Below are 13,162 nucleotides of genomic sequence, written 5' to 3'. Positions count from 1 at the left end.
AACACATTCTTTCTTGTTTTCAATAGTACGATAGGGCATATCGAAACTAGCTTCTGTAATGGAGCAAAACGCTTCTGGAGAGATGCTCCTCTGGTATGAAATAGGCGACTATTTCATAGTAAGAGTGCTCGATGAAAGAAGCGCTACTCACGCCTTTAGGCTGAGGAGTGTCAAATATGAAATTTCTTGCCAATCCGAAAACGACCCAATTAAGGCGGCTTTTCTGTTATAAGGAGCGAGTAGTTTAAATTCAATTGAACTTGACATAAATGGTTTTCTTGTTTAATTTTCTTAAAGGCAATAGTCTCCTATGTAGGGCTTGATGCACAACTCCCAAACCCTTAGCTATCAAGGAAGGCTTTGAGTGGCATTGATATTTGCTCAAGTTCAAGAAAAAAGGGTTTAACCCTTTTATACCCTTGCACCGCTATCAGGGAAAATGTACTATGACGTTAAAGCCGCATCAAGTTCGATTTCTACATTTTGACGCAAGGCATTAGAAATCGGACAAACTTTATCCGCTTCTTGGGCAATCTGCCCAAAGAGAGTATTGTCCAGGTTAGGAACTTGTCCTTGTGTGGCTAGACGGATTTTGGTAATCTTGAATCCCCCATTTTCCTGGGATTCTAGTGAGCAGAATGCCTGGGTTTGCAGACTTTCAGGTTGATAGCCTTTTTCTGTCAAGGTATGGGCAAGCGCCATACAATAACAAGCAGCATGGGCAGAGGCAAGCAGTTCTTCAGGATTTGTACCTGGGGTATCATCGAAGCGTGTGGAAAAGGTGTAGGGAGTATCGTTGAGGATATGACTTGATGTATTAATGTGACCATTGCCGCGTTTCAAGTCGCCATCCCATTGTGCTTGTGCCGTTCGGGTTACTGTAGTCAAGCTCCTACCTCCTAGTGTTATTGAATGGATTTTCTCTTTTGTTAAACGCTGCTGCGTTATTTACATTATTCGCCAGTTTATGGTATGAGTTAGGGTTAGCAACTTCATGTGCCACAAGGTAGATCCTGCCTTATCTTCTTAGCATTAAGAGACATGAGTCTCACCCGGACCAACGATACCAACCTTATGACGGAACATCAATTCACCACCATACCAACCACTGGCTAATAGTAAGATTGACACTATTAACGAGATAATCAGTCCTACGGGAAGAATAATCGTGACTGGATTGCCCAATCGGAGGAAAAAGTTCACACCACTCAATACCAGTACCGCTACATTGAGGAGCATGTGTGCCCAACCGGCTCTACGCTCACGGACTCTGGATATACGCAGGAAGTCTACAATACCAACCACTGCTGCGGCAATAGCTGAGAGTAATCCCACTCCCAATAACCAAACTGAGGCTCTTGACCAAAATAGATCGCGGGTTAGCCAATAACCGATATCTGTACCCGCGACACCACTCAAGAACGCGATCGGGAAGATGACAATAATTGGATGGATAGGGTGACCAAAAATCGCGACAGAACTGGTAATTCCTGTTCCCCGATATTCTGTCTCTCGGCTATCGATGAGGGGTGGAATACTGGGATAAGGAACATTTTCGCTTTGAGTTTGAAAATCTCTAGTTTCCATGTTTTTCTCCGAATGGTTGTATGGGATTAAATCACTGCTTTATCGTGCAAGTTTAGAAACAGACTCAAATCGGGATTTAAGCCAGTTTCCGGCTTCTTTAAGGTTCTGGCTCAAAGGTTGCTGGGTGTTGAGGAATACGCGGGCGCAATTACGTCCAGGTAGACCGGAAATTGAGCCCCCGGGGTGGGTTCCTGCCCCCGTCAGGAATAATCCGTCAATGGGGGTTTGGTAGTTGGCAATTTCGGGTAGAGGACGGAAAAATATCATTTGGTCTAGGGTCATATCAATGTGGTAATGATTGCCTTTGTAAACCCCAAGACGATCGCTTAAGTCAGCCGGACTCTCCACTCGACGGGCAATAACGGAATCTTTGACGTTTGGTGCATACTCGGCTAACTTGTCAATGATCCGATCTGCGACTTGATTCTTGCGCTCCTCTGTCCAACCTGTACCAAATAAACCCGTCCCTTCAGCGCCTCGAATTTGATAGGGGGCATAGAACTCAATCCAGAGAGTATGTTTGCCCTCTGGCGCCATCGAAGGATCGAGGACTGTCGGCACAGCCACCCACAAAGAGATATCCTGTTCAGGAATATGTCCCATGATGGGCAAATTATGAGCCGCTTCTACCTGATTGACCGAGTCGGCAATTAGCACTGACCCCATTAGATATTCATCTTTATGGTCATAAGCTTCAAAACGAGGCGCTTCTGAGAGGGCGCAGTCGATCTTCAAAATGCCGTCATTACTATTGACAATCCGACGCTTGATCCGCTCGCTTAACTCAGGCGCGATCGCTTGGGCATCGGCTGGATCAATAAGCTGAAGAAATAGACGCTGGGCATCAATGCTGGAGATAATCCCTTTTGTCGCCCGATACTCTTGACCCCCTGCAACCCGAATGGCTTCGGCTCGTCCATTGTTGCAGATTAAAATCTGCTCAACCTGCTTGTCGCATAATATCGTGCCTCCATGATGGTTTACCAGCTTAACCAACGCTTGGGTTAATGCACCCGTACCCCCGCGAGGTCTGGCGGTACCAGGGTCATGGCGGAGTGCCATCATCATCGCACCCATCGCGATCGTTTTCTCTGCGGGAGAAGCCCCCAGTTCAGAGGCAAGTCTAGCCAAGGGGGCTTTGAGAAATTCTGAGTCAAACCACTCATTTAATGAATCCTTAGGACTTGTCAGCATGGTACGGATCAAGTCCAGGGTGTCATCCACACCTCCTAACAATGAAAGGAGATCTTGCAGGTTATGCAACCCATAGTTCCCTAAAATGTCAATAACCGATTTAGGGGGTGCGTTGAATATAGGAGTAATGGCTTGAATAAGGCGATGCCAAAAGTCCATATACTCTTGATACTTCTGTGCATCACGCTGGTTATAGCGAGCGATTTCTGCACAGGTTTTTTCGACGGAATGATGAGCTAAGAAATACTTGCCATCTGGATGAGGACAGAAAATAGTGGGATCGCAGTATAGATACTCAAGCCCAAACTTGGTTAACTCTAGTTCTTCAACAACCGGTCCTAGGTGAATAAATTCGTGATCGATCGCACAGAGGTTGAAGTAGAAGCCCGGAGCTTCTTCCGGCATGGCTTCCTCAGTTGTAGCGGCTCCACCTGGGATAGAGCGCTTTTCTAGTAGCAAAACGCTGTAACCTGACTTGAGCAAATAGCCTGCACAGACTAAAGCATTATGACCTGCACCGATGATGATGACATCATAAGTTTCCATAAACTAGAGGAAAGTAGAGGTATTGGCTTATATTTCCCAGATGGTAAGGAACCTGAACGGTTTGTTGAATCTATCAGAAGGAAGAGGTTTTCTTTGATTCGCAGGTTTTGATAGTTTCGTGAAAAATAAAGCGATTGGTTTTTAACTTCACAGAAGAAGTTAATTATTCTGTGACAGATATTGTTGATACCCCAATTTTTCTAGTGCCGCTTGCTTATCCATGACCGATAGAGTTAAACTCTGGCGATACTGCTGCACTCGTTCGAGTAACTCAGGTTGCTGGGATGCCAAAATCTGCACGGCTAACAACCCGGCATTTTTAGCGTTGCCAATGGCTACTGTCGCCACAGGGATTCCGGCTGGCATTTGCACAATTGAGTAAAGAGAATCTACCCCTTGTAAATGGCGGCTGGGAACTGGAACACCGATGACGGGTAACGGTGTCAGAGACGCCACCATACCGGGTAAGTGAGCCGCACCTCCAGCCCCGGCGATAATCACCTTGAGTCCACGCTGATGAGCGCTTTGGGCATAGTCTACCATGCGTTGGGGAGTTCGGTGCGCGGAAACGATCGCGACTTCGCAGGAAACCTCGAATTCTTCACAAATTGCGATCGCACCCTGCATCGTGGGCAAGTCGGAATCACTGCCCATGATAATACCAATTAGGGGGTTGTTATTTGTCATTTGTCATTCGTCCTGTTTGGCTGTTTCCTGTTAAGAGTTCCCTGAATTAAAATGATGCCGGATTAATTATAAAGAATATGATTATTATTAATGCACGAGTACCGGGTTATCAAGGCTTGCAACAAGTAAGGGTTGATGCTGAGGGAAAAATTTCCGCGATCGCACCCATGGCTGATATCGCTCCTGATGCCGCCACTATGGATGTTACAGGAGATTGGCTCTCCTTAACTGGGGTCGATTTACAAATTAATGGGGCGCTGGGTTTGGCGTTTCCTGATTTGACTCTGGGGGATAGCCAGAAATTACAGCATATTTGCCAATTTCTATCGAATCAGGGGATTGATGGGTTTTTACCCACCTTGGTAACCACCTCGATCCAGAAAATTCAACAATCTTTAGGCGTGATTGCTGATTTTTTAGCCACCTCTTCCCACCATCCGGGAATGGCGCAAATCTTGGGGGTGCATTTGGAGGGACCTTTCTTACATCCTCAGAAGCGAGGAGCGCATCCTCCAGAGTATTTGATACCACTTACCCTAAAAAATGTCAAGCAAGTTTTGGGGGATTATGGCAAACTGGTCAAAGTGATGACTCTAGCGCCGGAGTTAGACGAAACAGGTGAGGCGATCGCGTATGTGCGTTCTTTAGGAATTACCGTAAGTTTAGGTCATTCCCAAGCAACGGCGGCTGAAGCAGAGGAAGCCTTTGCCTTAGGTGCTTCAATGGTAACTCATGCCTTTAATGCGATGCCGGGATTACACCATCGGCAACCCGGATTACTCGGTGCCGCCATAACTCATCCTCAAGTGCGCTGTGGGGTGATTGCGGATGGACAGCATATTTGTCCGACAATGTTACAAATTCTACTACAAGCGAGTGGGTATGAAGCGGGATTATTTCTGGTGAGTGATGCTTTAGCACCGTTAGGATTAGGTGATGGGATTTATCCTTGGGATGAGCGTCAAATAGAAGTGAAACAGGGTACGGCACGATTAACGGATGGTACATTAGCGGGAACCACCTTACCGTTATTGGTGGGAGTGCAGAATTTGGTAGAGTGGGGACTGTGTGGAATCGAGAGTGCGATCGCCTTAGCAACAGAGTCACCTCGGCACGCGATCGGTTTACCAGGGATTGGGGTTGGACAACCTGCTAAGTTGTTGCGATGGCATTGGCATGAGGAAACATCAAAATTGAGTTGGCAACCTTTGACATCCAATGGGTGATTTGTCATTTGTTAAGGAAGGGAAAACCTAGCTCATGGTAAAGTATTTAATCGTTCTAACTCCTCCATCCAAGCTGACTCATGAACACCGTTGATGATAAAACCGTAGTTAAAGACTATTTCAACGCCACTGGATTTGACCGTTGGCGGCGGATTTACGGCGAGGGCGAGGTAAATAAAGTCCAACTGGATATCCGTAATGGACACCAGCAAACCGTCGATACTGTCCTAAGCTGGCTTAAGGCTGATGGCAATTTAGCCGAGTTATCTATCTGTGACGCTGGCTGTGGTGTGGGAAGTCTCAGCATTCCCCTAGCCGAAGCCGGTGCGAAAGTCTTTGCCAGTGATATCTCCGAAAAAATGGTCAGTGAAGCCAAGGAACAGGCACAAGCTAGCTTGGAGAATTCTGACAATCTTAGCTTTGCCGTGCAGGATTTGGAAGAGTTGAGCGGGAGCTATCACACCGTTATTTGTCTAGATGTGCTGATTCACTATCCTCAAGATAAAGCCGCGCAGATGATTTCCCATCTCGCCTCTCTAGCCGAGTCACGCTTAATTCTTAGCTTTGCTCCCAAAAACATTGTATACAGTTTGCTCAAGAAAATTGGCGAGTTGTTTCCGGGTCCTTCTAAAACCACTCGTGCTTACCTACACCGCAGAGCGGATATTATCAAAATATTGGAGAGTAACGGCTTTTCAATTCAACGCACGGGAATGACCAGTACCCAGTTTTACTTTTCTTACCTCTTAGAAGCAACTAGAAATTCCGATTAACTTATCAGGTTCATCTGACAAAGCTCTGGCTCCCCTCTCAATCCCCATGGAATAAAAAGCTCCCGCATCCTCTAGCTTCCCCCATGGAACAACAAGCTCCCGCATCCTCTGGCTTCCCCCGTGCAAAAAAAGCTCCCGCATCCTCTAGCTTCCCCCTTTTTAAGGGGGACGGGAGGGGGATCAAAAAGGGGGACGGGAGGCAATACTGCTCGGGTAAGGAAGGTTGTTCATCGAAGGAAGCAGGGGGAGCAGGGGGAGCAGGGGAAGCAGGGGAAGCAGGGGAAGCAGGGGAAGCAGGGTAAGCAGGGGAAGCAGGGTAAGCAGGGGAAGCAGGGTAAGCAGGGTAAGCAGGGGAAGCAGGGGAAGCAGGGGAAGCAGGGGAAGCAGGGGAAGCAGGGGAAGCAGGGTAAGCAGGGGAAGCAGGGTAAGCAGGGGAAGCAGGGTAAGCAGGGTAAGCAGGGTAAGCAGGGGAAGCAGGGGAAGCAGGGGGAGAGAAGACAGGCTTATCCGAGCAGTATTGGGACGGGAGGGGGATTAAAAGGGGAGCAAGGGGGGATTGAGAGGGGCTGGGGGTGATGGCGGATTTTCAAGCAAACAAATCAGGATATTGATCCTTTGCCCACATCGGTAAACCTGCCGTTGGATTTTCGAGCTGACGGTTCAGTAGCTCAATAATATTGGGCATTTTACTTAACAAGTCAAAAACCACAATATTGCAATCTAATCCCTTAGAATCTGTAAATCCCCTGACATTTTTATCCAGTTCAAGATAAAACTTGGGATTCAATTCACTCCCAAACCCGATAATCACAATCTTCAGTTCATCCTGACTTTTCAGTCTGGCACTGGTTGTCTGAATCAAGTTCAAAAACTTATCTCTGTCATCAAACTGACCATCTGTGTAAATGATAATAAACGCTTCCCGATTCGCCTCACGATTGGCAAACCATTGATTAATAACTTGCTCAAGTGTGGGTGTAATAAACGTGCTACTATCGGGCTGGTTTTCATCAAAGATGCTGGGAACCTGAGCTGTATCTTCAAGGTAGATAATTTTGTCACAGGGGCGATTCGGACTAAAAAAAGTTAGGGCAATTTCTTGACAAACCTTGTCCCCATCCAGACTGGTTTCATTGAGAATGCGATAGACATGCCCTTCAATGACTTCCGGTAAAACTTTCCAGCGAATATTATTATTAAATTCTGAATCTCTTCTCACCATTGACCCACTTTGGTCGATGAGCATGAAAACATCTCGGTTAAAAAGTTTTTTACTTGGCATACAGTCCCCTTTTTGAATAACGCCCGGATTTTGGGTTTCAATAATCGTTGCTTGATGCAAAATGGGCGGATTGCTCAGCGTAGTAGCCCCTTGTTTTTTGGGGCATTTTGCCGATAGACCCGATATGAATAGTTTAATGGTTTTTGCCACCCGATTATAAATAGACATCTGAAGTCGCTACAGTCCATCGGTTGATCAATATTAATTGAATTAAGAATTGTTAAGTGTATTCAAGACATCACATATAGTTTATCTGTACTATTATGTAGGCAGTGCTGTAGGTTGGGTTGAGGTACGTAGGCGTGACGCGCAGCGATGGCGACGTAAGGAGCGTCAGCCTTCTCGTACTCCGTAGGAGAACCCGAAGGGTAGAGTAACCCAACGCAAACAGGTTAACGTTAACATTATGTTCAAACTTGACATGCTCCCTACGCAACGCAATAGGGATTGGAGATGTTCATCTCCAGTCCCTAGAAGTCTCTTCGCTCTATTCTAATGTGGAGTTAACCAATGATTTGTGCAGATGCTAAAGGCTGAGTTTAGCACCTATTTAACCAATTTAGGCATCAGGCTTTTTTGTTGCGCTTGTGTAAACCGAAAGCACCTGCCATTGCCAGAGTACCTAAGCTAAAAACGGTTCCCGGTTCAGGTACGCTTGCTAAGAGTTCAGCTTGTAACTGGAATTGAACGCCATCACCTGTGCCAACGGGCTTATCTTTACCCAATTTTAGGGTAATGAAGCTAATATTTTCCCACGTTTGGGTATAGATATTGCCATCTGCTCCTGCCGGAACGGGATTTTTTCCCTCGACTAATATCCCGTCAGTTTCAGCATTGGCTAAGAAGTTAGGAACACCAGTAGTGTTAGAAGTCTCGGTGTCGAAATATTGAATAGTGAGTTTCGACAAAGTTTCAGTGAACATGAACTTAAATTTTCCAACTTCCAATTGCCCTTTTTCTTCCTCTACTTCCGAGGGACGATACCAAAACCCTGATGTAGCTGTACCTAAATCTCCTGCCCCAAACCGTATAGTGCCACCGTAGTTATTAGCGGTGGTTAGGTCGTCAACAAATAGACGACTGAAGCTACCATCGGGATTTTCTAAACTCTCCACACTTTTGATTAAATCAGGAAGCGTCAATAATGGACCGATAGGAGTAAAACCAGAATTTATGAGTTGAACTTCGCCTTCCTGTTGAGGAACCAGGGACAAAGCTGAAGCCGAAGGAGCTACGAGCCCTACAGTTACTGTAGAGGCGGCAATCAACGTGCTTACAGTAGCACAGTTGCTCAAAAAATTTGAAATCGATTTCATAAATTTGTGATTTCCAGGAGTAGATTGACCTAATTGAATGTCTTGAGCATGACCATTTTGCGCCAATTGAGCCAAGGTTGAGCTGAGTCTTAACAAATACTAGCGTTAATTTATGAGATTCTCTATAAAGTTTTTGTAAAGTTAATGTAAAGCTGGTGTAAAGCCTCTTCTCATAGGTGTTAGCGGTGACACGAAATAAAGACGCGACATAGTAAAGACGGGACATGTCCCGTCTCTATTTCATAACATTAATGATTTTGTATTTTACAATACTGTTTTCTTATAAATATGTGGTATCTTATGGAACCATGCTGTACCAGCAACAATTGGAAATTGCTAGAGAACATTGATGTTTGTGAAAATCCCTTAGTTTTGATAGTAGGGTTAACCTAACCTGTGTTCAGGTGCTAAAGTTCTTAACCTTTAGCACCTTCTGGGGAAATTTAGAGATCAGGCTTTTTTGTTGCGCTTGCGTAAGCCGAAAGCACCTGCCATCGCCAGAGCAGCTAAACCCAATACAGTTCCTGGTTCAGGTACATCTTTAATTAACTGGAAGTCAACACCATCACCTGTGCTTGCTGTATCTTTACCTAACTTTAAGGTAATAAAGCTAACATCTGTCCAGGTCTGGTAATAAACGTTACCATCTGATCCGGCAGGAACGGGATTTTCTCCTGAAATTAGCATGGCTTCTGGGTTAATGTCCAGCATGTCAGCAATAAAATTAGGCACTCCCGTTGAATTAGTGGATTCTGTATCGAAATATTTGATGGTTAGTTGAGGAATTAGCTTAGTGAAAGTAAATTTGTAAGTACCAACTTCTAGTTGCCCCTGTTCTTCGCCAACTGAGCCATCAGCATTTGTTTCTGAGGGACGGAACCATGCTCCACCTGGGGTCGTACCACGATCCTTTTTCTTCAGATCGGCTATACCTAAACCTGAACCGCTACCGTCATAAATTGTTTCGGTTCCTAGTATATCGACAAACAAGCGACTCTTTGCTCCGCTAGTATCGTCTACCAAACTCTCTATACTTTCTATCCAAGAAAGAGAACTGGGAAGTATACATTTGCTGAGATCAAGGCAACCACCTGTAACACCAACATCAATTTCCGTTTCCAGATCTTGCGGAGGAAGTAACGTAATCGCTGAAGCTGAAGGTGCCATAAGACCCACGGTTACTGTAGAGGCAGCAATTAGCGAGGCAACGGCAGTGGATTGACGGAAAAAAGTTGAGAGAGATTTCATGATCTTGTTTCCTGATAAAGTAGATTGACCTAGTTCTTGGCGAAACTTTATCTGACTTCTATAACTGCTTCTGTGATTTAGAGACTCAATAGCTATTTATTAATCCTCTCTTGACCGTTAGCGATAAACTGTGTTTTAGAGCAGTTGCTAGATTTCAGTTTTGCTCGTAGCCGCCAAGTGTTTTTATTCACCAACTAAATAATACCCCTATTTGAGCCGTTGTCTATAAAATTTCGATAAATTAACTGTGAAGCTTGTGTAAAGAATTGGCGAAAAATGTCTTAGACCCCATCGGTCAGTATAGAGATGTTCTCCCGCAACGCTTCTACACCCGGATTTCTCACCGCGATCGCCCTTGGGCTTATACCATCTGAATTGACCGTATAATCAGGGTTTCCACACTCTGCCAAAATTATGGGTCGGTCAAAAAGGCTCGAAACCTACTCCCTGATAGAGGAGTATGAGGGCAAAACTTGTGAGAAACGCAGGCGACAGAGCTTGACGGCTCAGGAGTTGAACAAAAATCAACAAAATTATATTAAGTTTTGTTAAGTTATGCTTCCACAGAAAGACCATTGATTATAATTTTTCATAAAAATTAATTCACGTCAACTCATAATTGATGAGAGTTTGAGAGTCTATTTTGTATCAAGATAACTTATAATTATTCATTCAAGCATTGAATTTAATCTATTAAAACGATTATTACCATGAATAAGGGAAACCTAAAGAGTTTATGTTATTTTTGGGAAAAATGAGTTCAAGTCTACAATGAAATATAAAATCAAAGTCTTGCTCATAATAGAACAATGTAACCCACGTTGGCAGTCTGTCCCCTTGGAAGGATATAAATACTTCCAAGCAATTAGCCAGCTTGTCGATACAACCATAGTTACTCATGACAGAAATGAAAAAGATATTAAGGAAATATCAGAACACAATAATCGCATTGTTTACATACAGGAGATGGATGTCTTAAAGCGTTACTATAGTCTCGTTGAAAATCTCACTTACAAAAACCAAACAAAATGGCAATTATACAATAGCTTAATGTATCCAATATATGCAGATTTCAACCATAAAGTCTATCGTCAGTTTAAAGAAAAAATCCTTAACGGTGATTATGATATTGTACATGCGATAACCCCGATGATACCGAGGTATCCTTACAAAATAGTTAAGGTGTGTCAGCAGACTCCTTTTCTGCTTGGACCTGTCAATGGAGGTATTCCTTTTCCTCCAGGATTTAGAACAAAAGCTAGAGAAGAATTTGCTTACCTAAATTTCTTGAGAACCATCGGTCGATTTTTAATCCCTGGCTACAGAGAAACCTATAAAAAAGCAGATAGAATATTGGCGGGTTCAACTTATACGTTGAATCTGTTAAAACGTTTATTTAAAATCTCCGATTCTCGAATTAGTCTATTTTTTGAAAATGGAATTGATTCCGGTTTTGTCTTGACCCAAAAGCAGCCAAAACAAGATGCCAAAATTCAGTTACTTTTTGTCGGTAGATTAGTTCCTTACAAATGTGCCGATATTGTGATTAAGTCTATAGGTAAATTAAATCCAACTATTCAAAATAAAATTGAATTGACTATTGTTGGGGATGGTTCAGAAAAAATTAAACTGGAAAACCTTGTACAGAAACTAGGGTTAAACGATATTGTTCAATTTATTGGTTGGGTGCCTCAATCCCAAACCCTTGATTATTATCGGCAAGCTGATATTTTTTGCTTTCCCTCGATCCGAGAATTTGGTGGTGCTGTTGTCTTAGAAGCTATGGCGAATGGACTGCCTTGCATTGTTGTAAATTATGGTGGTATTGGTGAATATGTTACTGAAGAAACAGGGTTCAAAATCGAGCCTATTTCGCCTGAGCATTTGACCCAGGAAGTAACTCAGAAAATTCAAATTTTAGTTGAAGATGATCAACTACGAGAATCTATGTCAGTTAAGTCGATTGAGCGAGCTGGACAGTTTACCTGGGAACGTAAAGCCATTGAGTTAGTCGAAATTTATGAACAAATGATTAGTGAAAAAAGGAGCCGGGATAAATAAAGTACACAACAACCTTGATCACGGTTCAGTTGTATAAACCAACAGCATCATGTATTTCTAGGTAGTGAATATTCGGATGAAAATTATGCTAAGCTGGTCAGCTATTATTCCCACTTTAAATAGAGGAGCAATTTTAGAACGCTCTTTGCCGACAATAGTTGCTCAAACTCGCCCCCCCAAACAAATCATCGTTGTTGATGCGAGTGATGAGTGGGAGTTGTCGAAAACTCGCCTTCTTAATTCCCTCGCTCTAACCGCTAAGTCCATTGAGTTAATTTATGTAGGCTCTGATAAAAAATCCCTAACTTACCAGCAAAATATTGGGCTAAATTTCTGCGATAGTGATGTCGTATTTTGCCTTGATGATGATTCATTTATGTACATCGATTGTGCGGAAGAAATCATGGATGTTTATGAGCAAGATGAGGAACATTTAGTGGGTGGAGTGATGGCGTTAATGGTTCCTCAGCCACCGTCCACCAGAAAAAACGATCAGAAAAACAGCCCATCTGATAATCCGGTTCAAACGAACAAGCAACCCGACAAATTAAATTTCTGGGATCATTTCCTTAAACCATTCCATAAGCTTTGGCATATACAAAACCTCTTTATCCCTTATGACGGAACGTATCATCGCTATGACCTTTCTGAATTAGCCAAGAAAACCTCGATTAATAATGTGGTGCTGTTTCATGGCTGTCGGATGACATTTCGGACGTCAGCACTGAAAGAGATTGGCGGATTTGAGGAATTAATTAGTCGTACAGTTAATGATTTGGATGTTAGCTATCGTGTGTCTCGAACCTCGGCTCTTGTCTTAGCTCGTCGAGCTAAACTTTTTCACGAACAGACAGCGGTTTCTAGAATTAATCGGTATAAAAATTCTGTGCTGGTTATTTTAAATCCGATTGCTTTATTTTTGGCGCACCGAACAGTAAAGCATAGGGTCAATATCTTGGTCGTCCGATTTGCACTCAGCCGCGCCTTACTAGAATTTATGCGCGATTGTGCTAATCCGAATCGAGGGTTTCCTCATGCACGCGGCGCATGGTTAGCTCTAAAATTAGTACCTAAGCTGATGCAGATGGATAAGCCGCAATTACGAGAGTGGTATCCGCGTTTTCAAGCGGAATTGCTTAATCAAGAAAATGATTCAAAGTTATTCTGATGACTTTTGATATTCAGTTGAATGACACTATAGCAGTTTGCTCTGCTATGCGGTACATTTTCGATCCCCCTAAA

At 43.7% G+C, this 13,162-nt stretch carries 12 protein-coding genes; 5 read left to right on the top strand and 7 right to left on the bottom strand.

Annotation, left to right across the window (positions count from 1 at the left end):
* Positions 1-444: 444 nt before the first annotated feature.
* The 4 genes from RLO19_RS17000 to purE all read right to left on the bottom strand — a co-directional run bounded on the left by RLO19_RS17000 (position 445) and on the right by purE (position 4,014).
* The gene (locus tag RLO19_RS17000; protein ID WP_446358248.1) at positions 445-888 is read right to left on the bottom strand and encodes an OsmC family peroxiredoxin; all 444 of its coding nucleotides are present in this window, start codon (positions 886-888) and stop codon (positions 445-447) included.
* Between the two features lie 144 nt (positions 889-1,032).
* Positions 1,033-1,587, bottom strand: coding sequence for a DUF2231 domain-containing protein (locus tag RLO19_RS16995; RefSeq protein WP_446358246.1), 555 nt, complete (start codon positions 1,585-1,587; stop codon positions 1,033-1,035).
* 39 nt (positions 1,588-1,626) lie between these two features.
* Positions 1,627-3,327 carry a beta-carotene ketolase CrtO gene (gene crtO, locus RLO19_RS16990; protein WP_446358244.1) on the bottom strand — a complete coding sequence of 567 codons (1,701 nt, stop codon included), beginning with the start codon at positions 3,325-3,327 and terminating at the stop codon, positions 1,627-1,629.
* Between the two features lie 159 nt (positions 3,328-3,486).
* Positions 3,487-4,014, bottom strand: a complete 528-nt coding sequence (gene purE, locus RLO19_RS16985; RefSeq protein ID WP_446358243.1) for a 5-(carboxyamino)imidazole ribonucleotide mutase — start codon at positions 4,012-4,014, stop codon at positions 3,487-3,489.
* A 77-nt stretch (positions 4,015-4,091) separates the two neighbouring features.
* On the opposite strand from purE, the gene nagA reads away from it, so the two are divergent.
* The 3 genes from nagA (at position 4,092) to RLO19_RS16970 (ending at position 6,589) form a co-directional block, all read left to right on the top strand.
* A complete protein-coding gene (nagA, locus tag RLO19_RS16980) occupies positions 4,092-5,240 on the top strand; it encodes an N-acetylglucosamine-6-phosphate deacetylase (protein ID WP_446358242.1) in 1,149 nt (382 codons plus the stop codon).
* A gap of 80 nt (positions 5,241-5,320) precedes the next feature.
* Complete coding sequence (bchM, locus tag RLO19_RS16975) at positions 5,321-6,013, top strand: magnesium protoporphyrin IX methyltransferase (protein ID WP_446358240.1); 693 nt, start codon at positions 5,321-5,323, stop codon at positions 6,011-6,013.
* Positions 6,014-6,133: 120 nt separating this feature from the next.
* A complete protein-coding gene (locus RLO19_RS16970; RefSeq protein WP_446358238.1) occupies positions 6,134-6,589 on the top strand; it encodes a hypothetical protein in 456 nt (151 codons plus the stop codon).
* Positions 6,590-6,599: 10 nt separating this feature from the next.
* Here RLO19_RS16970 and RLO19_RS16965 read toward each other — a convergent pair whose 3' ends face one another.
* The 3 genes from RLO19_RS16965 to RLO19_RS16955 all read right to left on the bottom strand — a co-directional run bounded on the left by RLO19_RS16965 (position 6,600) and on the right by RLO19_RS16955 (position 9,859).
* Positions 6,600-7,463: a VWA domain-containing protein gene (locus tag RLO19_RS16965; protein WP_446358236.1), complete on the bottom strand. Its 864-nt coding sequence runs from the start codon at positions 7,461-7,463 to the stop codon at positions 6,600-6,602.
* A gap of 398 nt (positions 7,464-7,861) precedes the next feature.
* Positions 7,862-8,707 (bottom strand): LEVG family PEP-CTERM protein, encoded by an 846-nt coding sequence (locus RLO19_RS16960; RefSeq protein WP_446358234.1) that lies wholly within the window; start codon positions 8,705-8,707, stop codon positions 7,862-7,864.
* Positions 8,708-9,061: 354 nt separating this feature from the next.
* Positions 9,062-9,859: an LEVG family PEP-CTERM protein gene (locus tag RLO19_RS16955; RefSeq protein ID WP_446358232.1), complete on the bottom strand. Its 798-nt coding sequence runs from the start codon at positions 9,857-9,859 to the stop codon at positions 9,062-9,064.
* A 771-nt stretch (positions 9,860-10,630) separates the two neighbouring features.
* Between RLO19_RS16955 and RLO19_RS16950 the strand changes: the two genes are divergently transcribed.
* Together RLO19_RS16950 and RLO19_RS16945 are read left to right on the top strand one after the other, a co-directional pair.
* Positions 10,631-11,920, top strand: coding sequence for a glycosyltransferase family 4 protein (locus RLO19_RS16950; RefSeq protein WP_446358230.1), 1,290 nt, complete (start codon positions 10,631-10,633; stop codon positions 11,918-11,920).
* 85 nt (positions 11,921-12,005) lie between these two features.
* A complete protein-coding gene (locus RLO19_RS16945; protein WP_446358228.1) occupies positions 12,006-13,088 on the top strand; it encodes a glycosyltransferase in 1,083 nt (360 codons plus the stop codon).
* The last annotated feature ends 74 nt before the right edge of the window (positions 13,089-13,162 follow it).

The sequence above is a fragment of the Coleofasciculus sp. G2-EDA-02 genome, assembly GCF_040226375.1.
In the GTDB taxonomy this organism is placed as follows: domain Bacteria; phylum Cyanobacteriota; class Cyanobacteriia; order Cyanobacteriales; family Coleofasciculaceae; genus Coleofasciculus.
Note: the sequence above shows the minus strand (reverse complement) of the source record. Positions and strands in the feature narration are given on the sequence as shown.

Bases quoted from the DNA above. Each gene is read 5' to 3' on its own strand.
- RLO19_RS16955 (WP_446358232.1), bottom strand. From the start codon at position 9,859: ATGAAATCTCTCTCAACTTTTTTCCGTCAATCCACTGCCGTTGCCTCG.
- RLO19_RS16965 (WP_446358236.1), bottom strand. From the start codon at position 7,463: ATGTCTATTTATAATCGGGTGGCAAAAACCATTAAACTATTCATATCG.
- nagA (WP_446358242.1), top strand. From the start codon at position 4,092: ATGATTATTATTAATGCACGAGTACCGGGTTATCAAGGCTTGCAACAA.
- purE (WP_446358243.1), bottom strand. From the start codon at position 4,014: ATGACAAATAACAACCCCCTAATTGGTATTATCATGGGCAGTGATTCC.
- bchM (WP_446358240.1), top strand. From the start codon at position 5,321: ATGAACACCGTTGATGATAAAACCGTAGTTAAAGACTATTTCAACGCC.
- RLO19_RS16950 (WP_446358230.1), top strand. From the start codon at position 10,631: ATGAAATATAAAATCAAAGTCTTGCTCATAATAGAACAATGTAACCCA.
- RLO19_RS16945 (WP_446358228.1), top strand. From the start codon at position 12,006: ATGCTAAGCTGGTCAGCTATTATTCCCACTTTAAATAGAGGAGCAATT.
- crtO (WP_446358244.1), bottom strand. From the start codon at position 3,327: ATGGAAACTTATGATGTCATCATCATCGGTGCAGGTCATAATGCTTTA.
- RLO19_RS16995 (WP_446358246.1), bottom strand. From the start codon at position 1,587: ATGGAAACTAGAGATTTTCAAACTCAAAGCGAAAATGTTCCTTATCCC.